This window comes from Burkholderia sp. WP42, assembly GCF_000745665.1.
Lineage (GTDB): Bacteria > Pseudomonadota > Gammaproteobacteria > Burkholderiales > Burkholderiaceae > Burkholderia > Burkholderia vietnamiensis.
Map to the genome: position 1 here is coordinate 311,281 of NZ_KN050723.1, position 20,038 is coordinate 331,318.

Sequence of the window (20,038 nt, forward strand, 5' to 3'; positions counted from 1 at the left end):
GCACTCTGTAATATTCAGCGCCGACGCTTCCGGGAAATTTTTACAGCTACTCGTCAGACGTAAATAAAAAAATAAAAAAATATTTCGCCGATGTGGCTGGCAGCCGCTTCCCGTAAAGCTCCGGGCCGATCCGTAAAGTTCCATGAAATTCCCCTCGGCAGCGCCGATTCGGGAAAAGCTGCCGAATTAATTCGCGAATTGCGCGGCAAGAATTTCCGATTATTTTTCGAAATACTTGTGCGCTTGAGAGTGGATTTTCTTGCCGCTTCAATAGCGTCATGCAACGTTTGAATCGAAAGTGCGGCACGGGTCGTACGAGGAGTGGTTCGGCAAACGCCTGTTCAAAGAGGAAGCTGACATGTTGAGCGTGCTGGCGAGAGTCATCGATATCGCGATGGTCGTGGCAGGAGCGCTGCTCGCCGCCGCGTTGCACGGCGGCAGCATCTGGCTCAACGACCTGCAACGCACGACGGTCCTGTTCGACTGCCTGCTCGTCGTCGTGTTCTTTCCCGCCGCGGGCATCTATCAGTCGTGGCGCGGCAAGCGTCTGGTCGGGCTGATGGTGCGCGTCGCGTTCGCGTGGCTCGTGGTCGAGCTCGCGGGCATCCTGATGAGCTTCAGCTTTCACCAGTCGGGCGAGCTGTCGCGACTGTGGCTCGGCTACTGGGCGCTCGTGACGACCGCGCTGCTCGCCGGCTCGAAGGCCTGCGTGCACGTCGTGCTGCGGCAACTGCGGCGCGGCGGCTACAACCTGAAGGCGGTCGCGATCGTCGGCGGCACGCCGGCCGCGCGGCGGCTGATCGCGCAGATGCGCGCGCGTCCCGAAGCCGGCTTCAACCCGGTGTGCGTGTACGACGAAAGCGGTGCGCCCGGCGAAGTCGCGCTCGACGACGTGCGCATCGAGCGGCAGTTCGAATCGCTCGTGTGGCTGGTGCGCAGCCGCGCGCTCAGCGAGCTGTGGCTCGCGCTGCCGATCACCGAGGAGCGCCGGATTCATCAGATCGTGACCGTGTTTCGCCACGACTTCGTGAACATCCGCTTCATCCCGGACGTGCGCACGCTGTCGTTCTTCAACCAGGAAGTGGTCGAGCTGCTCGGCGTGCCGGCGATCAACCTCGCGGCGTCGCCGATCACCGACGTGCGGATCCTGCCGAAGTTCGTGTTCGACCGGCTGTTCGCGCTGGCGGCGCTGACGATGCTCGCGCCGCTGATGCTGGCGATCGCCTGCCTGATCAAGCTGACGTCGCGCGGGCCGGTGTTCTTCCGCCAGAAGCGCAAGGGCATCGACGGGCACGAGTTCGAGATCTACAAGTTCCGCTCGATGAAGGTGCATCAGGAGACGGCGGGCCAGGTCACGCAGGCGACCAGGAACGACTCGCGCGTGACGCCGGTCGGTCGCTTCCTGCGCCGCACGAGCCTCGACGAGCTGCCGCAGTTCATCAACGTGCTGAAGGGCGAGATGTCGGTCGTCGGCCCGCGGCCGCACGCGCTCGCGCACGACGACATCTACAAGGATCTGGTGAAGGGCTACATGTTCCGCTACCGGATCAAGCCGGGCATCACCGGCTGGGCGCAGATCAACGGCTATCGCGGCGAGACCGACCAGATCGAGAAGATGATGGGCCGCGTGAAGCTCGATCTGTACTACATGCAGAACTGGTCGTTCTGGCTCGACATCAAGATCGTCGTGCTGACGCTCTGGAAAGGCTTCACGGGCAGCAACGCTTACTGACGCCGGGTCCCGCGCAACACCCGGTTCCACGCATTTCGAATCATTGGTCAAGAGGTCCGACACATCATGAATCTGACTATCATCGGCAGCGGTTACGTAGGTCTTGTCACCGGCGCCTGTCTCGCCGACATCGGGCACGACGTGTTCTGCCTCGACGTCGATCAGGCGAAGATCGACATCCTGAACGCCGGCGGCGTGCCGATCCACGAGCCGGGCCTCAAGGAAGTGATCGCGCGCAACCGCTCGGCCGGCCGCCTGCGCTTCTCGACCGACATCGAGGCCGCGGTCGCGCACGGCGACGTGCAGTTCATCGCGGTCGGCACGCCGCCCGACGAGGACGGCTCGGCCGACCTGCAATACGTGCTCGCGGCGGCGCGCAACATCGGCCGCTACATGAAGGGCTTCAAGGTGATCGTCGACAAGTCGACGGTGCCGGTCGGCACCGCCGAGCGCGTGCGCGCGGCCGTCGCCGACGAGCTCGCGAAGCGCGGCGAGGACGGCCAGATGTTCTCGGTCGTGTCGAACCCGGAATTCCTGAAGGAAGGCGCGGCCGTGGACGACTTCACGCGACCCGACCGCATCGTGATCGGCTGCGACGACGACGTGCCGGGCGAGCGCGCGCGCGAGCTGATGAAGAAGCTCTACGCGCCGTTCAACCGCAATCACGAACGCACGCTGTATATGGACGTGCGCTCGGCCGAGTTCACGAAATACGCGGCGAACGCGATGCTCGCGACGCGCATCTCGTTCATGAACGAGCTCGCGAACCTGGCCGACCGCTTCGGCGCCGACATCGAAGCCGTGCGCCGCGGGATCGGCTCCGATCCGCGCATCGGCTATCACTTCCTGTATGCGGGCTGCGGCTACGGCGGCTCGTGCTTCCCGAAGGACGTCGAGGCGCTGATCCGCACGGCCGACGAGCACGGCCAGTCGCTGCAGATCCTGAAGGCCGTGTCGTCGGTGAACGCGACGCAAAAGCGCGTGCTCGCGGAGAAGATCGTCGCGCGCTTCGGCGAGGATCTCAGCGGCCGCACGTTCGCGCTCTGGGGCCTCGCATTCAAGCCGAACACCGACGACATGCGCGAGGCGCCGAGCCGCGAGCTGATCGCCGAGCTGCTGTCGCGCGGCGCGCGCATCGCGGCGTACGACCCGGTCGCGCAGCAGGAGGCGCGCCGCGTGCTGGCGCTCGATCTCGCGGATCACCCGAGCTGGCTCGAGCGCCTCACGTTCGTCGACGACGAGGCGCAGGCCGCGCGCGACGCCGATGCGCTCGTGATCGTCACCGAATGGAAGGCATTCAAGAGCCCCGATTTCGTCACGCTCGGCCGGCTGTGGAAGTCGCCGGTGATCTTCGACGGCCGCAACCTGTACGAGCCGGAGACGATGAGCGAGCAGGGCATCGAATACCACCCGATCGGCCGCCCCGGTTCGCGTCAGGCCGTGGCCGCGCGTGCGCCGGCCGCCGCGCGCGCGAGCGCGTAACGCGCGCGCCGCTACCCGTCACCCGAAGCGACACGCTATGTTCCGGAACATCCTGATCGTCTGTCACGCGAACGTCTGCCGCAGCCCGGCGGCCGAGATGCTGTTCAAGTCGCATGCCGCGTCGCGCGGCGGCCCGCGCCCGACGTTCCATTCCGCGGGCGTGCGTGCGAACGACGGCGACGGCATCGATCCGGTGATGCGGCGCCTGCTCGCCGAGCGCGGCGTCGATGCCACGACGCATCGTTCGCGCCGGCTGTCGCGCCGGATCGTGCGCGACGCCGACCTGATTCTCGTCAGCGAGCGCGGGCAGATCGCGGCCGTCGAGGCCGTCGATCCGTTCGCGCGCGGCAAGGTCCACTTGCTGGGCAAGTGGGAGGACGCCGAGATCGCCGATCCGCATGGCGGCCCCGAGGCCGACTATCGCGAGAGCTACTCATTGATCGAACGTCTGGTTCAAGGATGGCTGCAAAAACTATGCTGAAACGTCCCATGCGCCCGCTGGCGCTCGCCGTCGCGCTGACGACCTTCCTGTCGGCCTGCGCGAGCGCGCCCGGCAACTATCTCGACTCGTCGAACCTGAAGGACGACGGCCGGCAAGGCCAGCCCGAGACCTATCCGGTTCATTACATCGACGCCAAGCTGGTGATGGATCAGTTGCAGAAGCAGCAGGTCGAGCATCCGCTGCCGCCGGGCCGTTACACCGATCCGTCGCAGTACGTGTATCGCGTCGGCCCGCAGGACATCCTCGGCGTCACGGTGTGGGATCACCCGGAGCTGACGACGCCGCAGGGCCAGTCGTTCTCGAGCGGCGGCAACACCACGCAGTCGGTCGCCGGGGCGTTGCAGCAGCCGTATACGTCGGCGCTGCCGGGCCAGGCCGACCCGTACGGCCAGACCGTCGCCGCGGACGGCACGATCTTCTTCCCGTTCGTCGGCCGGATTCGCGTGGCGGGCAAGACGGTCGCGCAGATCCGCGAGCAGATGGCGTCGAGCCTCGCGCGCTACGTGAAGAATCCGCAGCTCGACGTGCGCGTGCTGTCGTTCCGCAGCCAGAAGGTGCAGGTCACCGGCGAGGTGAAGCAGCCGGGGCCGCTCGCGGTGAGCGACGTGCCGCTCACGCTCGTCGACGCGATCTCGCGCTCGGGCGGCTCGACCGCCGAGGCCGACCTGCAGCGCGTGCGCCTCACGCGCGACGGCAAGCTCTACACGCTCGACGCGAACGGCGTGCTCGATCGCGGCGAAGTGAAGCAGAACGTGATGCTGCAACCGGGCGACATCATCAACGTGCCGGACCGCAGCGACAGCCGCGTGTTCATCATGGGCGAGGTGAAGACGCCGGTCACGGTGCCGATGCTCAAGGGCCGCCTGACCATCGCCGATGCGCTGACGGCCGGCGGCGGCATCCTCGACACCGACGCGAACCCGCGCAAGATCTACGTGATGCGCGGCATGCGCGACAACCCGACGAAGCCGGAAGTGTTCCGTCTCGACATGACGCAGCCGGATGCGCTGATGCTGTCGAGCCGCTTCCCGCTGCAGCCGCTCGACGTCGTGTACGTCAGCACGGCCAGCTCGGTGCAGTTCAACCGTGTGCTGCAGCAGGTGCTGCCGACGATCCAGACGATCTTCTACATGCGGCAAATCACGCGCTGATAGCCCGCCGGGGCGGCGTCTGCCCCCCGGCACCACTGAAGCGGGAACGAATGGTGAACACGCAAGCGAAACACTCCCACGCGGACCTGACCGCGAAAACCGACGAAGAGGACGTCGTCCTCGGCCAGTTGCTCCAGGTCATCATGGACGACATCTGGCTGCTGCTCGGCATCGCCGTGACGGTCGTCGCGCTCGCCGGCCTCTACTGCTACGTCGCGAAGCCGGTCTATCAGGCCGACGTGCACGTGCGCGTCGAGGGCAACGACAACACGACGCAGGCGCTCACGCAGACGCAGACGGGTGCGATGATCAACAGCGGTCCGCAGCAGGCGCCGACCGATGCCGAGATCGAGATCATCAAGAGCCGCGGCGTGGTCGCGCCGGTGGTCGAGCAGTTCAAGCTGAACTTCTCGGTCGTGCCGAAGACGCTGCCGCTGCTCGGCAGCCTGGCCGCGCGCATCGCGACGCCGGGCCAGCCGTCGCGCGCGTGGTTCGGGCTGCGCTCGTACGCGTGGGGCGGCGAGGTCGCCGACATCGACACCGTGAACGTGGTGCCGGCGCTCGAAGGCAAGAAGATGACGCTGACGGCCGGCCCCGACGGCACCTACACGCTGGTCGACCCGGACGGCCGCCGGCTGCTCGTGGGCCGCGTCGGCGAAACGGAGCAGGGCGGCGGCGTGACGCTGCTGGTGCAGAAGCTCATCGCGCGTCCGGGCACGCAGTTCACCGTGGTGCGCTACAACGATCTCGACGCGATCACCGGCTTCCAGTCGGGCATCCAGGTGTCCGAGCAGGGCAAGCAGACGGGCGTCGTGCAGATCTCGCTTGAAGGCAAGAACCCCGAGCAGACCGCCGCGATCGCTAACGCGCTCGCGCAGTCGTACCTGAACCAGCACGTGATCGCGAAGCAGGCCGAAGCGACCAAGATGCTCGACTTCCTGAAGGGCGAGGAGCCGCGCCTGAAGGCCGATCTCGAGCGCGCGGAAGCCGCGCTCACCGAGTATCAGCGCACCTCCGGCTCGATCAACGCGAGCGACGAGGCGAAGGTCTACCTCGAAGGCAGCGTGCAGTACGAGCAGCAGATCGCCGCGCAGCGGCTGCAGCTCGCCTCGCTCGCGCAGCGCTTCACCGACTCGCATCCGATGGTGATCGCGGCGAAGCAGCAGCTCGCCGAGCTGCAGGCCGAGAAGGACAAGTTCAGCAACCGCTTCCGCAGCCTGCCCGCGACCGAGGTGAAGGCCGTGCAGCTGCAGCGCGACGCGAAGGTCGCCGAAGACATCTACGTGCTGCTGCTCAACCGCGTGCAGGAGCTGTCGGTGCAGAAGGCCGGCACGGGCGGCAACATCCACCTGGTCGATTCGGCGCTGCGCCCGGGCGATCCGGTCAAGCCGAAGAAGGTGCTGATCCTGTCGGCCGCGGTGTTCCTCGGGCTGATCCTCGGCACCGGCATCGTGTTCCTGCGCCGCAACCTGTTCCAGGGGATCGAGGATCCGGACCGCGTCGAGCGCACCTTCAACCTGCCGCTCTACGGGCTGGTGCCGCAAAGCGCCGAGCAGGTGAAGCTCGACGCGATGGCCGAGAAGAGCGGCGCGCGCGCGCGGCCGATCCTCGCGAGCCTGCGCCCGAAGGATCTGAGCGTCGAAAGCATGCGCAGCCTGCGCACCGCGATGCAGTTCGCGATGCTCGACGCGCAGAGCCGCGTGATCGTGCTGACCGGCCCGACGCCGGGCATCGGCAAGAGCTTCCTGACCGTCAACCTCGCGGTGCTGCTCGCGCATTCGGGCAAGCGCGTGCTGCTGATCGACGCGGACATGCGCCGCGGGATGCTCGACCGCTACTTCGGCCTTACCGCGCAGCCGGGCCTGTCCGAGCTGCTGAGCGACCAGTCGCCGCTCGAGGACGCCGTGCGCGAGACGCCGGTGCAGGGCCTGTCGTTCATTTCGGCCGGCACGCGGCCGCCGAACCCGTCGGAGCTGCTGATGTCGACGCGGCTGCCGCAATACCTCGAAGGGCTCAGCAAGCGCTACGACGTCGTGCTGATCGACTCGCCGCCGGTGCTCGCGGTGACCGACGCGACCATCATCGGCCGCATGGCGGGCGCGACCTTCCTGGTGCTGCGCTCCGGCATGCACACCGAAGGCGAGATCGCCGATGCGATCAAGCGGCTGCGCACGGCGGGCGTCGATCTGGAAGGCGGGATCTTCAACGGCGTGGCGCCGAAGGCGCGCGGCTACGGCCGCGGCTACGCGGCCGTCCACGAATACCTGAGCGCATGACCGCATGGCCCGGCCGACTGGAGAACTCCCGATGAAAATTTCCGTGCTCGTTCCGACCTACCGGCGACCTGCCGACCTCGCGCGCTGCCTGCTCGCGCTGCAGCGGCAGCAGCGGCTGCCCGACGAGGTGATCGTCGTCGCGCGCCCGGAGGACGACGCCACCCACGAGCGCCTCGCCGATCCGGCCGTGGCGGGCACGCTGCCGCTGCGCATCGTGCCGGTCGATGTGCCGGGGCAGGTCGCCGCGCTGAACCAGGGCCTCGATTCGGCGAGCGGCGACATCGTCGCGATCACCGACGACGACGCCGCGCCGCGCGCCGACTGGCTCGCGCGCATCGAAGCCGCGTTCGCGGCCGACCCGCGCGTGGGCGCGGTCGGCGGCCGCGACTGGGTGCACGAGAAGGGCCGCGTGCTCGACGAATCGCGCGAGCGCGTCGGCCAGCTCACGTTGTCCGGCAAGATCGTCGGCAATCACCATCTCGGGGTCGGCGGCGCGCGCGAGGTCGACATGCTGAAGGGCGCCAACATGAGCTATCGCCGCGCGGCGATCGAGCGCCTGCGCTTCGACGCGCGCCTGCGCGGCGCCGGCGCACAGGTGCACAACGACATGGCGTTCAGCATGCGCGTGCAGCGCGAAGGCTGGAAGCTCGTCTACGACCCGGCGATCGCCGTCGATCACTTTCCGGCCGAACGCTTCGACGACGACCGGCGCGATGCGGCGTCGCTGAATGCGATCAGCAACGGCGCATACAACCTGCATCTGATCCTGCGCGAGCATCTGCCGCCGTTGCGCCGCGAGCTGGCTTGGTGGTGGTGGACGCTGGTCGGCACGCGCGTCTATCCGGGCCTCGCGCATCTGCTGCTGTCGCTGCATACGGCGCGGCGCGAGCGCGTGCGCGAGCACTGGCGCGCGGTGCGCCGCGGCGCCCGCGAGGCGCGCCGCGCGAACCTTGCCCCCCATCGTGCGGCGATGCCGCCGGTGACGTCTTGAACCGGCCGCGCGCAGCGCGCACGGCCACCCCCGGAGGGCATTCATGACCGCAACGAAAGTTCACGTGCACCTGTTCTACGGCGCCGATCCGCGGACCTACCGCCAAGGCGAGAACATCGGCTGCCTGTACGGCTATCACCACGCGGAGTCCGACGAATTCCGGCTGAGCTATTCGCAGGACCGCCGCGAGAATCGCGCCGCGGGCGTCGCGCGGCGAGCGCTGAAGGCCGCGCTCGGCTTCGACGTCGTGCACGCCTGGCGCAACCGCGGCGCGTTGCTGAACGCCGACGTGATCTGGACGCACACCGAGCAGGAGCACCTCGCGGCCGCGCTGATCCTCAAGCTCGCGGGCGCGCAGGGCAAGCGCCCGCTGCTGCTCGCGCAAAGCGTGTGGCTGTTCGACAAGTGGAGCAGCTTCGGTGCGCCGCGCCGCTGGCTGTACCGCAAGCTGGTCGCGCGCGCCGACGTGCTGACCACGCTCGCGCGCGACAACGCCGAGCTGTGCCGCCGCTATCTCGGGCGCGACGCGACGTTCGTCTATTACGGCCTGAACACGCAGGACTTTCCGCCGATCGAGCCGGTGCAATGGCAGCCGGGACGTCCGCTGCGGATCGCCGCGATCGGCAACGACCGCGATCGCGACTGGCGCACCTTCCTGGCCGCGTTCGGCGGTGACGCGCGCTACGACGTGCGGCTCGCGACGCGGCGGCGCGTGCCGCGCGAATGGCATGCGCCGAACGTGCAGATCGGCTCCGCGTCGGGGCTCGCGAAGCAGCACGAGCTGTACGCGTGGGCCGACGTGATCGTCGTGCCGCTGCGGCCGAACTTCCATGCGTCGGGCATCACCGTGATGCTCGAGGCGGCGGCGGTCGGCAAGCCGATGATCGTGTCCGACGTGGGCGGGCTGAGCGACTACTTCCCGCACGACACGGCCGCGTACGTGCCGGCGTTCGACGCGCAGGCGATGCGCCAGGCCGCCGATCGCTTCGTCGCCGATCCGTCGGCGGCGCTCGCCTGCGCGCGCGCCGCCGCGGCGTGCCTGCGCGAGCGCAATCTGACCACGCAGGCGTTCGCCGAGCAGCACGTGCGGATCACCCGCGACCTGCTGCGCGGGCGGCGCACGCCCGCGGCGGCGGAGCTGGCGATGCCGCTCGCGGATTCGCAGCCTTCGTCGCGATGAGTGCGATCGCCGCCGAACGCGCGCCGTCGCGCAGCCGCAGCTGGTTCGCGGAGCCGAAGCACTGGGCCGGGCAGGCTGCGCTGTGGTCGTTTACCGCCGCGCTGATCGCCGTGCACCAGGGCAAGGTGCTGACGCTCGCGTTCCCGGTGCTCGCCATCGCGGTCGGCATCTGGCTGTATTTCAAGAGCCCGGCGCGCTACGTCGGCTTCATGTGGTGGGTGTGGTTCCTGAGCCCCGAGGTGCGGCGGCTGGCCGACTGGTCGAAGGGCGCGTTCACGCCGACGAGCCTGATCCAGGTCGCGCCGCTCGCGGTCACGATGATCGCCGGCCTCGGCCTGACCCGGCATTACCGCGTGCTCGCGCAGCGGCGCGGGATTCCGGTGCTGCTGATGCTGTTCGGGCTCGTGTACGCGTATCTGGTCGGCATCGTGTCGAGCGGCGTGATGGCCGCGACCTACGACCTCGCGAACTGGCTGTACCCGATCCTGATCGGCTTTCACATCATGGTCAACGCGCGCAACTATCCCGAGTACCGCGACGTGCTGCTCGCCACCTTCATGTGGGGCATGCTCGTGATGGGCGTGTACGGCGTCGTGCAGTACTTCGTGATGCCGCAGTGGGACGTGCTGTGGATGGTCGGCTCGCAGATGGGCTCGCAGGGCGAGCCGGTGCCGTACGGCGTGCGGGTGTTCAGCACGATGAACTCGTCGGGGCCGTTCGCGTTCGCGATGATGGGCGCGCTCGTGTTCGTGCTGGTCGCGCCGCAGCGGATTCGCTGGGTCGCCGGCGCGGCCGGCTTCGTGTCGTTCGCGCTGTGCCTGGTGCGCTCGACGTGGGGCGGCTGGGTGATCGCGCTCGCGATCCAGCTCGTGCAGTCGAGCAATCGCGTGCGGATGCGCATCCTGATCAGCGGCGTCGTGCTGGTCGGGCTGTGCGTGCCGCTGCTGACCGTCGGGCCGGTGGCCGACCGGCTGGGTCAGCGTCTGGAATCGATCACGAACCTGAAGGACGACCGCAGCTACGACGACCGGAACAAGTTCTACGCGACCTTCGCGCAGACCGCGTTCACCGACGTCGCCGGCGAAGGGATGGGCGCGACCGGCGCCTCGACGAAGCTGTCGAGCGACAGCGGTGAGCTCGGCAAGTACGGCAGCTTCGACAGCGGCGTGATGAACGTGCCGTTCGTGCTCGGCTGGCCCGGCACGCTGCTGTATCTCGCCGGCGTGGTGATGCTGTTCGGCCGCACGTTGCGCGCCGCGTTCAAGCTGCGCAAGGACAAGTTCGTCGGCGCGTGCCTGAGCCTGTGTCTGTCGACGTTCGCGATGCTGGTCTTCACGAACTCGCTGATCGGCACGGGCGGGCTGCTGATGTACACGGCCATTTTTTCCATACTATCCGCGGCGCACTGGCAGAAGGCGCAGCGCCTGCTGGCCGCCGCGCGTTCACGGGGAGGCGACCATTGAGAATCGCGATCGTCACGCATGTCGTGCGTCATAACGACGGGCAGGGCCGCGTCAATTACGAAATCGCGCGCGCCGCGCTGGCCGAGGGCTACGAGGTCACGCTGGTCGCGTCGCACGTCGCGCCCGAGCTGCTGGCCGAACCGCGCGTGCGCTGGGTGCCGGTGAAGGCCGGGCGCTGGTGGCCGTCGAATCTCGTCAAGCAGCAGGTGTTCGCGCTCAAGAGCGCGTGGTGGCTGCGCACGCATCGCGCCGAGTACGACGTGCTGCACGTGAACGGCTTCATCTCGTGGGTCCGCGCGGACGTGAACACCGCGCACTTCGTGCACGGCGGCTGGTTCAAGAGCCCGTACTACCCGTTCGGGCTGACCAAGGGGCTGTGGTCCGCGTACCAGTACGTCTATACGCGCGTGAACACGGCGCTCGAGCGCTGGGCATACCGGCGCTCGCGCGCGATCACGGCCGTGTCGCAGAAGGTGGCCGACGAGATCGCCGGGCTCGGCATCGACAGCCGCAAGATCAGCGTGATCTACAACGGCGTCGACGCCGGCGCGTTCGCGCACGCGCAGGCCGACCGCGCGGCCTTCAAGCTGCCGGACGACGCGTTCCTGCTGCTGTTCGTCGGCGACCTGCGCACGCCGCGCAAGAACCTCGGCACCGTGCTGAAGGCGCTGACGCAGCTGCCGGCGAACGTGCATCTGGCGGTGGCCGGCTATCTGCCGGGCAGCCCGTATCCGGACGAGGCGCGCGCGCTCGGCATCGACGCGCGCGTGCATTTCCTCGGGCTGGTGAAGAACATGCCGACGCTGATGCGCTCGGTCGACGCGTACGTGTTCCCGTCGCGCTACGAAGCGATGAGCCTGTCGCTGCTCGAGGCGATGGCGGCCGGGCTGCCGGTCGTCACCGCGCGCACCGCCGGCGGCGCGGAGATCATCACGCGCGACTGCGGGATCGTGCTGGAGGACCCGGACGATCCGGCCGCGCTCGCGCAGGCGATCGGCTCGCTCGCCGCGTCGCGCGAGACCTGCCGCGCGATGGGTGAAGCCGCGCGCGAACTGATGACGCGCTTCGGCTGGGCGCACATGGGCGCGCAGTACGTCGCGCTGTACCGGCGCATCGGCGAACCGTCGCAGCCGGTTGCGTTCGAGCGCGCCGACGATGCGCTCACGCAGGAGCAATCGTGTTGACGTGTTCCGCCGCCTGACCGCGGCGCATTCCCACAGCTGATCGCGCGATCCGGTGCACGCATGCGTGCGGCGGACCTGGCGAGTTTCTCGGAGCAACTGATGAATCAATCTTCCCGGCCGATCAAATCGTTGCAGATCGGCATGCACTGGTTCCCCGAACGTGCGGGCGGCCTCGACCGGATGTACTACTCGCTCGTCGGCGCGCTGCCCGGTGCGGGCGTCGAGGTGCGCGGGCTGGTGGCCGGCTCGCCGAAGGTCGCCAACGACACGGGCGGCGCGATCCAGGGCTTCGGGCCCGCATCGCAGCCGCTCGCGCGCCGCATGCTCGCCGCGCGCCGCGCGTTGCGCGACGAAATCCGCAGCGCGCGGCCCGACGTGATCTCGTCGCACTTCGCCCTCTATACGTTCCCGGGCCTCGACGTCACGCGGGGGATTCCGCAGGTGTCGCACTTCCAGGGGCCGTGGGCCGACGAAAGTCAGGTAGAGGGCGCCGCGTCGCTGGGACAGCGAGCGAAGCGCTATCTCGAACAGGCCGTCTACGTGCGCTCGTCGCGCCTGATCGTGCTGTCGCAGGCGTTCGGCCAGATCCTGACGAACCGCTACGGCATCGATCCGTCGCGCGTGCGCGTGATTCCCGGCTGCGTCGACACCGCGCAGTTCGACACGCCGCTCACGCCGGCCGATGCGCGCCACAAGCTGCAATTGCCGCAGGACCGCCCGATCGTGCTGGCGGTGCGGCGGCTCGTGCGGCGCATGGGGCTGGAAGACCTGATCGACGCGATCGGCATCGTGAAGCGCCGTCATCCCGACGTGCTGCTGCTGATCGCCGGCAAGGGCAAGATCGGCGAGGAGCTGCAGCAGCGCATCGACGCCGCGGGGCTTCAGGACAACGTCAAACTGCTCGGGTTCGTGCCGGACAACCATCTCGCGGCGCTGTACCGCGCGGCGACGGTCAGCGTCGTGCCGACGGTCGCGCTCGAAGGCTTCGGGCTGATCACCGTCGAATCGCTGGCGTCCGGCACGCCGGTGCTGGTGACGCCGGTGGGCGGGCTGCCGGAGGCCGTCGCGGGGCTGTCGAGCGACCTCGTGCTGCCGTCGACCGGCGCCGACGCGATCGCGGAAGGGATCGGCGGCGCGCTGTCGGGCGCGATCGCGCTGCCCGACGAAGTCGCATGCAAGCGCTATGCGCGCGAGCACTTCGACAATGCGGTGATCGCGCGGCGCGTCGCCGGCGTCTATGAGGAGGCGATCCGCGCGGCCAGCTGAGCGCGTGACGCACCGCGACCGGCGCGCAGGGCGACCTCGCGCCGGGGCACGGACCGGCTCGCCCGACTTCGGCGAGCCGTTTTTTTCGTTCGTTGCATGGCCGCCGCGCGGGCTGCGCGCCGTGTTCGGCGTGTGCTATCGGCGCTCGAGCGTCGCGACCCATACGCACGACGCGGCTACGCTGACCGCCGCGCCGAGCGCGCAGACGCCGAGCCAGCCCGCGTGCGCATACGCGATCGTCGAGGCGATCGCGCCGAGCCCGCTGCCCGCCGAATAGAACAGCATGTAGCAGCCGACCACGCGCGCGTGCGCATCGGGCCGCGCGCCGAGGATCATGCTCTGGTTCACGACGTGGACGGCCTGCCCGCCGACGTCGAGCAGCACGATGCCGACGATCAGCCACGCGATCGACGTGCCCGCGAACGCGAGCGGCAGCCACGCGCACGCGAGCAGCAGCAGCGCGGCGCCCGTCGTCGGCTCGCCGCGCCCGCGATCGGCGAGCCGGCCCGCGCGTGCGGCCGCAGCGGCGCCGAGCGCGCCCACCAGCCCGAAGGCGCCGATCTGCGTATGCGACATCGGCTCCGGTCCCGCGCTGAGCGGCAACACCAGCGCGCTCCAGAAGATGCTGAACGCGGCGAACATCAGCAGCGCGATCGCGCCGCGCACGCGCAGCACGCGCTCGGTGCGCAGCAGCGTGACCATCGAGCCGAGCAGCGCCGCATAGCCGATCCGCTCGCGCGGCGCGTCGATGGCCGGCAACAGGCGGGCGAGCGCCGCGAGCATCGCGAGCGCGGCCGCGCCCGACACCAGATACACCGCGCGCCAGCCGGCGAGGTCCGTCACCACACCCGCGAGCGAGCGTGCGGCGAGCAGGCCGATCACGACGCCGCCCTGTGCTGCGCCGACCACGCGGCCGCGCTCGCCGGGCGCCGCGAGCGCGGCCGCGCATGCGATCAGTCCTTGCGTCATCGCGGTGCCGAGCAGGCCGAGCGCGACCATGCCGGCCAGCAACGCGATGCGTGTCGACGCCGTGGCCACGCACGCGCATGCCGCCGCCAGCAGGACGAGTTGCACGGCGATCAGGCGCTTGCGGTTCAGCAGATCGCCGAGCGGCACGACGAACAGCAGCGCGAGCGCGCAGCCGAGCTGCGTCGCGGTGATGACGCCGCCGATCGCGGCCGGCGCGACGCGGAACTCGCGCGCGATCGAATCGAGCAGCGGTTGCGCGTAGTACACGTTCGCGACGCTCGCCGCGCAGCAGACCGCGAGCAACGCGACGGTCGCGGTCGGCACGCGGGCCTGGTTCGCGGCGCGCGGCGGCGCAGCCGACGCGGCCAGGTCGGAACAGCAGGACGATTCCATCGACGTTCTCATGAAAGTAGTTGCAAATAGAAACGTGTTGGAGTGTAGGAAGACAAGTTTTAAAATGCAACCGAAAAGCGTCGGGCGACGGGACCGCGCATCGAGAGCGGCCCACGTGGCCGAAAGGAAAGCGGAGAGCAATATGGCCAGACAGAGAAGTCTTGCGGATTCGCCGTGCCCGGTGGCGCGCGCGACCGATATCGTCGGCGATCGCTGGGCGTTGCTGATCGTGCGCGACGCGTTCGACGGCGTGCGGCGGTTCGGCGATTTCCGTGCGAGCCTCGGCGTCGCGAGCAACATCCTGTCCGACCGGCTCAGGATGCTGGTGGACGCCGGCGTGTTCGAAGTCGTGCCCGCATCGGACGGCAGCGCATATCAGGAGTACGCGTTGACGAAGAAGGGCGAGGGGCTGTTCCCCGTCATCGTGATGCTGCGGCAGTGGGGCGAGGCGAATCTGTTCGAGCGTGGCGAGCCGCGTTCGGTGCTGATCGATCGCAACACCGGCCGCGCGCTGCGCAAGATCGCGTTGCGGCACGACGACGGGCGCGCGGTGAAGGCGGCGGAAACGTTCGTGCGCAAGGTCGTCGACGATTCGAACGGGCCGCGCTGACGCGCGGCTGCGCATCGCGCAATCGCGGTTGGCGTCTGCGATCGGCCGGCTCGTCGTGCGCCGACGATGGACCTGCCGATCAGTCCGCGGCCGACACCGGCCGACGTGCGGCCGCCGCGTCACGATGTGGGTCGCGATGCGCGTCGCGCCGCACCAGCGTCGCGAGCAACGCGGCGGCGATCAGCAGCGCTACCGACACGGCGGTTTCGACGCGCAGGCCGTGGACGGTCTGCGCTGCGCCGCCCGCGCCGGTGAGCGCGCCGAAGGCGGCGACGCCCATCGCGCCGCCCGCCTGACGCGCGGTGTTCAACACGGCCGACGCGATGCCCGCGCGCGCGGGCTCGACCGACGCGAGCACGGCCGTCGTCATCGCCGGCACCGCGAAGCCCATGCCGGCCGGGATCAGCAGGAACGGCACGAGCAGCAGCGGCAGCGGCGTCTGGGCGTCGACGAAATGCAGCGATCCGTAGCCGACGGCCGCGACCAGCGCACCGGCCAACATCGGCATGCGCGGGCCGTCATGCGCGACCGCGCGGCCGCTCGCCAGATTCGACAGCAGGAAGCCGCCCGTCAGCGGCAGGAACGCGAGGCCCGCCTGCAGCGCCGTTTCGCCGCGCACGCGCTGCAGATACAGCGCGAGCACGAACACGGTGCCGTAATAGGTGAGGTTCACGCAGACGCCGAACAGCACGGCCGCGCTGAACGTGCGGCGACGGAACAGCGACAGCGGCAGCATCGGCGCCGTGCTGCGCGCCTCGACCGCGACGAACGCGAGCGCGGCGAGTGCCGCCACCGCGAAGCCGCCCGCGACGACCGGATGCACGAAGCCGAGCGGCCGCCATTCGATCACGGCGGCGGTCAGCGCGGTGAGCATCGCGATCGCGATCAGTTGGCCGCGCACGTCGAGCGGGCGCGCGGCGGCCGGCGGCGGCGCCGCATCGGCGCGCCGCGCGGGCACCCACGCGAACGTGGCCGCGAGCCCCGCCGCACACAGCGGCAGATTCACGAGGAAGATGCCCCGCCAGCCCCAGGCGGCGATCAGCAGCCCGCCCACCACCGGGCCGGCGGCGATCGAGATCGATCCCGCGGCCGTCCATGCACCGACGGCGCGCGCGCGTAGCCGCGGGTCGTGCCGGCACGCGTCGTTGAGCAAGGCGAGCGAATTCGGCAGCATTGCCGCCGCGCCGATGCCCTGCGCCGCGCGGGCGGCGATCAGCATCGCGGGCGAGACGGCAGCGCCGCACGCGAGCGACGCGACCGAGAACAGCATGAGGCCTGCGACGTACAGGCGGCGCGCGCCGAAGCGGTCGCCGAGCGCGCCGCCCGTCAGCATCAGCACCGCGAAGGCGAGCGTGTACGCATCGACGACCCACTGCAGCGCGGCGACCGGCAGGTGCAGATCGCCGGCGAGATGCGCGAGCGCGATGTTGACGATCGTGACGTCGAGCTGCGTGACGACGAAGCCGACGCTGACGGTCGCCACGACGCGTGCGAGCGCGGGCGGCAGGGCGGGGGAGCGTGACGTGTCCATGCGCGTATCGTAGGACGCGTCGGGTGCGGGATGTTTCGGCCTGCGGTGAAGTATCGATGTTGCTGAGGATGAGGATGCGAGGCGGGTGGCCGCGCGATGCGGCTGTGTGAGGGCAGCGCGTGTGTCCGACGCCACCGCCGATGAGGACGTGAAGCAAGCAACGCCATGCGGGTGGCCGCGCGATGCGACGGCTTGACGGCAGCGCGTGTGCCCGACGCCACCGCCGATCAGGACGTGAAGCACGCAACGCCATGCGGATGTCGCGCGATGCGGCAGCGTGACAGCAGCAGCGCCCGAGCCGCGCCCCAAACCTTTCAGTGCCGCTCGCTGCGCCAGCGCCCGGGCGCGACGCCGAAGCGCTTCGTGAACGCGTGCGTGAAGGTGCTCTGATCGGCGAAGCCGACCATGCCGGCGATGTCGACGAGCGGATGACGGCCGTCGGCGAGCAGCACGACGGCCGCGTCGAGCCGTAGCCGCTGCAGGTAGCGGTGCGGCGTTTCGCCGAATGCGTCGACGAACAGTTGATGAAAGCGGCGCATCCCGTAACCGCAGTGCGCGGCGAGATCCGCGATGCGCAGCGGCTCGGCGAGCCGCGCGCGCAGCCAGCGGTCGATGCGCGCGAAATCGAGGCCCACAGCGGGCGCGGCGAGGCTGGCGTCGTCGAGCAGCGCATCGCACAGGCGCGCCGCAGCGTGCCACTGGAAGCGATGCGCGCGCGCGGCGTCGGCCGGCCCGTCGAGCTGCGCGGCGGCCGTCGCGAGCTGCGCGACAAGCGACGTCAGCGCCGGATCGATCGACACCGCGCGTGCGCGGTCGAACAGACGCTGCGGCAGCGCCAGCGACGCGGCGGGCAGGTCGAGCACGAGCTGGCGATTCTCGCCGAGCCCGGCGTACTCGTGGCGCGCGCCCGCCGGGATCAACCATGCCGCATGCCGGTCGATGCGGCGGCCGACGCCGTCGACCGCCATCACCATCGCGCCGTCGACGCCCAGCACGACCTGATGGAAATCGTGCACGTCCGACGCCTCGCACGTGTCGTAACGGCGCAGCGCGATGGCGGGAGACGGCACGCGTTCCATCGGGAGGGCGTCGGCAGCTGTGTCAGACGGCGAGCAGCTCGACTTCGAACACGAGCGTCGCGTTCGGCGGAATCACGCCGCCTGCGCCGCGCGGGCCGTAGCCGAGTTGGGGCGGAATCGTCAGGCGACGCACGCCGCCCACCTTCATGCCCTGCACGCCTTCGTCCCAGCCCTTGATGACCATGCCGCCGCCGAGCACGAACGCGAACGGGTCGTTGCGGTCCTTGCTCGAATCGAATTTCTGACCGTCGGTCAGCCAGCCCGTGTAGTGGACGCTGACGGTCTGGCCCGCGGCGGCTTCCGCGCCGGTGCCTTCGGTCAGGTCTTCGATTTTGAGGCCCGATGCGGTCGTGGTGACGGACATGACTTCTCCTGAGAGGGGTTGAGTAAGACCGCTATTGTAGGCGAGCGCGCCGCGCGTTACCGGACGCGGCGCGCGCATGGCCGGGCGGGCGCCGCGCGCCCGGCACGGCCGCTGACGTCGGCGCGCGCGAAACCCGAATGGAACGCGCGTTTGAATTCGGCTGCGATCCGATCGATCGCGCTGCACCGGGCGGTCGCAGCTCGCGTATGAATCGTGGCGGCACGCGCGTACCGCGGCGCGTCGCAAGCCGCGTTGCGATCGTCGGGAGCGTCCGCCGCACGGGGCTTTCGCGGCGATACCGCCACGCGCGTGGGTGCCGCGCGTGCCGGTCGCGCAACGGTTCGCGCGTTCGAATCGCGGTCCATCCACACGCTGCACGAACGCCGTTTTTGCGACGCCGCGCCCGGTGCGCCGTTTGGAAGCGCGCGTCTACCGTTCGGCTTGCCCGCGCCACCGGACGGCGCCTATCTTTACATCTATCGATGTCAAGATCAGTACGTTGCGGGACGGCGTGCGCGCCGCACGGCCTTCGAGGCTGCCCGCAGCAAGGAGAACGACCAACATGAAGTCAGCCGCTTCCGCCGCCGCCATCGCGGCCGACGTGATGCCGGTGCGCCGCGACCTGCGCTTCGAGCTGGCGGTCGAGCGCGCAAAGGATTGGCACGCAATGGGCCCGCACGTGACCCACTTCTTCAACGCGCTGTCGCTGCTGTTTCCGGCCGGCGAACGCTTTTTCATGGACTCGGTGCGCAACTACCGCGACCGCATCGACGATCCGCTGCTCAAGCAGCAGGTGCTCGGCTTCATCGGCCAGGAGGCGATGCACACGCGCGAACACGTCGAATACAACGAGCTGATGCAGGCGAACCGGCTGCCGGCGCGCAAGCTCGACAAGCGCATCTGGACCGTGCTCGGGTACCTGAAGCGCAAGCTGCCGCATTCGATGCAGCTCGCGCATACGGTGGCCGCCGAGCACTACACGGCGATGCTCGCCGACTGGCTGCTGAGCGACCCGACGCGCCTCGACGGCTCGGTCGACGGCTATCGGCAGATGTGGCTGTGGCACGCGCTCGAGGAAACCGAGCACAAGGCCGTGTCGTTCGATGTCTGGAACGCGGCGATCCGCCCCGGCCCGCGTCGCTATCTGATCCGGATCGGCGCCTATCTGCTGACGACGCTGACGTTCTGGCCGACCGTGTTCCTGCTGCACGTCACGCTGTTGTCGCGCGATCGAGCGATCCGGCACCGGTTGCGCGGGATGCTGCGGATGATCGCGTTCCTGTACGGGCCGCGCCGCGGGCTGTTTCCGCGCATCGCGCGCGAATGGCTCAGCTATTTCCGGCCGGGCTTCCATCCGTGGGACCACGACAACCGCCATCATCTCGCCCGGGTGGATGGGCTCGTCGCCGCATCGCGCGCGGCCAGCCTCCCGTCGGTCGGCCGCGGCCGCGCCGGTGCGCTCGGGCCGATCGCTTCGACGCGCTGACGCGGGGTGAGGGGCGCTTTGGGGCGCGAACGGGTGCGCTGCGGCGCCCTGACCGGCGCGTGTTGCGTTCCTGCATCATCGACGCCTTCATCCGACGATTGACCGAGGTCAATCGGAAAACGGTTACGCATGCGCGGCCCGCGCTGCGCACTGCGAGCGCCGCCGCGCCCGCGTCGGTCCGACCCACGCCCGTCCCGCATCCGTCCAGCGCCTGGCCCGCTCCCGACCGGCGCACTCCCGGACCGCTCGCGCGCGCCCCGGAAAATCCCACCAATCGGGATAACCCCCATCCAGCCGCCCCTCGGCGGTATCGATATACCGTTCATCGACCGATTCGCAGGCCGCGCGATTATTGCCTTGGGGGATTCTATTCGGACGG

General features: G+C 69.4%; 16 protein-coding genes. 12 read left to right on the plus strand and 4 right to left on the minus strand.

The window, feature by feature from the left end:
- Window positions 1-358: 358 nt before the first annotated feature.
- From EX20_RS23945 to EX20_RS23990, 10 genes are all read left to right on the plus strand, one after another.
- A complete protein-coding gene (locus tag EX20_RS23945) occupies window positions 359-1,732 on the plus strand; it encodes an undecaprenyl-phosphate glucose phosphotransferase (RefSeq protein ID WP_014724613.1) in 1,374 nt (457 codons plus the stop codon).
- 66 nt (window positions 1,733-1,798) lie between these two features.
- Entirely contained in the window at window positions 1,799-3,214 is a 1,416-nt protein-coding gene (locus EX20_RS23950) for a UDP-glucose dehydrogenase family protein (RefSeq protein WP_011881534.1), read from the plus strand.
- A gap of 37 nt (window positions 3,215-3,251) precedes the next feature.
- The gene (locus EX20_RS23955; protein WP_011881535.1) at window positions 3,252-3,695 is read left to right on the plus strand and encodes a low molecular weight protein-tyrosine-phosphatase; all 444 of its coding nucleotides are present in this window, start codon (window positions 3,252-3,254) and stop codon (window positions 3,693-3,695) included.
- Window positions 3,689-4,867, plus strand: a complete 1,179-nt coding sequence (locus tag EX20_RS23960; RefSeq protein ID WP_034194966.1) for a polysaccharide biosynthesis/export family protein — start codon at window positions 3,689-3,691, stop codon at window positions 4,865-4,867. Before EX20_RS23955 ends, EX20_RS23960 begins: the two co-directional genes overlap by 7 nt.
- 50 nt (window positions 4,868-4,917) lie before the next feature.
- The gene (locus tag EX20_RS23965) at window positions 4,918-7,143 is read left to right on the plus strand and encodes a polysaccharide biosynthesis tyrosine autokinase (protein WP_034194967.1); all 2,226 of its coding nucleotides are present in this window, start codon (window positions 4,918-4,920) and stop codon (window positions 7,141-7,143) included.
- 31 nt (window positions 7,144-7,174) lie between these two features.
- Entirely contained in the window at window positions 7,175-8,134 is a 960-nt protein-coding gene (locus EX20_RS23970) for a glycosyltransferase family 2 protein (RefSeq protein ID WP_034194968.1), read from the plus strand.
- A gap of 43 nt (window positions 8,135-8,177) precedes the next feature.
- Window positions 8,178-9,314 (plus strand): glycosyltransferase family 4 protein, encoded by a 1,137-nt coding sequence (locus EX20_RS23975; RefSeq protein WP_034194969.1) that lies wholly within the window; start codon window positions 8,178-8,180, stop codon window positions 9,312-9,314.
- Window positions 9,311-10,777, plus strand: a complete 1,467-nt coding sequence (locus EX20_RS23980; protein WP_034194970.1) for a glucose-6-phosphate isomerase — start codon at window positions 9,311-9,313, stop codon at window positions 10,775-10,777. The genes EX20_RS23975 and EX20_RS23980 overlap by 4 nt, the downstream gene beginning before the upstream one ends.
- On the plus strand, window positions 10,774-11,961 hold the full coding sequence (locus tag EX20_RS23985) for a glycosyltransferase family 4 protein (RefSeq protein ID WP_014724616.1): 1,188 nt from the start codon (window positions 10,774-10,776) through the stop codon (window positions 11,959-11,961). Before EX20_RS23980 ends, EX20_RS23985 begins: the two co-directional genes overlap by 4 nt.
- 99 nt (window positions 11,962-12,060) lie before the next feature.
- On the plus strand, window positions 12,061-13,227 hold the full coding sequence (locus EX20_RS23990; protein WP_011881542.1) for a glycosyltransferase family 4 protein: 1,167 nt from the start codon (window positions 12,061-12,063) through the stop codon (window positions 13,225-13,227).
- Window positions 13,228-13,362: 135 nt separating this feature from the next.
- Here the strand turns inward: EX20_RS23990 and EX20_RS23995 are convergent, their stop codons facing one another.
- Window positions 13,363-14,589: an MFS transporter gene (locus EX20_RS23995; RefSeq protein ID WP_034194971.1), complete on the minus strand. Its 1,227-nt coding sequence runs from the start codon at window positions 14,587-14,589 to the stop codon at window positions 13,363-13,365.
- 142 nt (window positions 14,590-14,731) lie between these two features.
- On the opposite strand from EX20_RS23995, the gene EX20_RS24000 reads away from it, so the two are divergent.
- The gene (locus tag EX20_RS24000) at window positions 14,732-15,199 is read left to right on the plus strand and encodes a winged helix-turn-helix transcriptional regulator (protein WP_011881544.1); all 468 of its coding nucleotides are present in this window, start codon (window positions 14,732-14,734) and stop codon (window positions 15,197-15,199) included.
- A 79-nt stretch (window positions 15,200-15,278) separates the two neighbouring features.
- Here EX20_RS24000 and EX20_RS24005 read toward each other — a convergent pair whose 3' ends face one another.
- From EX20_RS24005 to EX20_RS24015, 3 genes are all read right to left on the minus strand, one after another.
- Window positions 15,279-16,730, minus strand: a complete 1,452-nt coding sequence (locus tag EX20_RS24005; RefSeq protein WP_034194972.1) for an MFS transporter — start codon at window positions 16,728-16,730, stop codon at window positions 15,279-15,281.
- Window positions 16,731-17,044: 314 nt separating this feature from the next.
- Window positions 17,045-17,809, minus strand: a complete 765-nt coding sequence (locus EX20_RS24010) for a helix-turn-helix transcriptional regulator (RefSeq protein ID WP_034194973.1) — start codon at window positions 17,807-17,809, stop codon at window positions 17,045-17,047.
- A gap of 22 nt (window positions 17,810-17,831) precedes the next feature.
- Window positions 17,832-18,173, minus strand: a complete 342-nt coding sequence (locus tag EX20_RS24015) for an FKBP-type peptidyl-prolyl cis-trans isomerase (RefSeq protein WP_011881547.1) — start codon at window positions 18,171-18,173, stop codon at window positions 17,832-17,834.
- 562 nt (window positions 18,174-18,735) lie between these two features.
- On the opposite strand from EX20_RS24015, the gene EX20_RS24025 reads away from it, so the two are divergent.
- On the plus strand, window positions 18,736-19,659 hold the full coding sequence (locus tag EX20_RS24025) for a metal-dependent hydrolase (protein ID WP_011881548.1): 924 nt from the start codon (window positions 18,736-18,738) through the stop codon (window positions 19,657-19,659).
- The last annotated feature ends 379 nt before the right edge of the window (window positions 19,660-20,038 follow it).

Excerpts from the sequence above, each read along its gene's own strand:
- EX20_RS23945 (WP_014724613.1), top strand. The coding sequence starts at position 359 with ATGTTGAGCGTGCTGGCGAGAGTCATCGATATCGCGATGGTCGTGGCA.
- EX20_RS23950 (WP_011881534.1), top strand. The coding sequence starts at position 1,799 with ATGAATCTGACTATCATCGGCAGCGGTTACGTAGGTCTTGTCACCGGC.
- EX20_RS23955 (WP_011881535.1), top strand. The coding sequence starts at position 3,252 with ATGTTCCGGAACATCCTGATCGTCTGTCACGCGAACGTCTGCCGCAGC.
- EX20_RS23960 (WP_034194966.1), top strand. The coding sequence starts at position 3,689 with ATGCTGAAACGTCCCATGCGCCCGCTGGCGCTCGCCGTCGCGCTGACG.
- EX20_RS23965 (WP_034194967.1), top strand. The coding sequence starts at position 4,918 with ATGGTGAACACGCAAGCGAAACACTCCCACGCGGACCTGACCGCGAAA.
- EX20_RS23970 (WP_034194968.1), top strand. The coding sequence starts at position 7,175 with ATGAAAATTTCCGTGCTCGTTCCGACCTACCGGCGACCTGCCGACCTC.
- EX20_RS23975 (WP_034194969.1), top strand. The coding sequence starts at position 8,178 with ATGACCGCAACGAAAGTTCACGTGCACCTGTTCTACGGCGCCGATCCG.
- EX20_RS23980 (WP_034194970.1), top strand. The coding sequence starts at position 9,311 with ATGAGTGCGATCGCCGCCGAACGCGCGCCGTCGCGCAGCCGCAGCTGG.
- EX20_RS23990 (WP_011881542.1), top strand. The coding sequence starts at position 12,061 with ATGAATCAATCTTCCCGGCCGATCAAATCGTTGCAGATCGGCATGCAC.
- EX20_RS23995 (WP_034194971.1), bottom strand. The coding sequence starts at position 14,589 with ATGGAATCGTCCTGCTGTTCCGACCTGGCCGCGTCGGCTGCGCCGCCG.
- EX20_RS24000 (WP_011881544.1), top strand. The coding sequence starts at position 14,732 with ATGGCCAGACAGAGAAGTCTTGCGGATTCGCCGTGCCCGGTGGCGCGC.
- EX20_RS24005 (WP_034194972.1), bottom strand. The coding sequence starts at position 16,730 with ATGGACACGTCACGCTCCCCCGCCCTGCCGCCCGCGCTCGCACGCGTC.
- EX20_RS24010 (WP_034194973.1), bottom strand. The coding sequence starts at position 17,809 with ATGGAACGCGTGCCGTCTCCCGCCATCGCGCTGCGCCGTTACGACACG.
- EX20_RS24015 (WP_011881547.1), bottom strand. The coding sequence starts at position 18,173 with ATGTCCGTCACCACGACCGCATCGGGCCTCAAAATCGAAGACCTGACC.
- EX20_RS24025 (WP_011881548.1), top strand. The coding sequence starts at position 18,736 with ATGAAGTCAGCCGCTTCCGCCGCCGCCATCGCGGCCGACGTGATGCCG.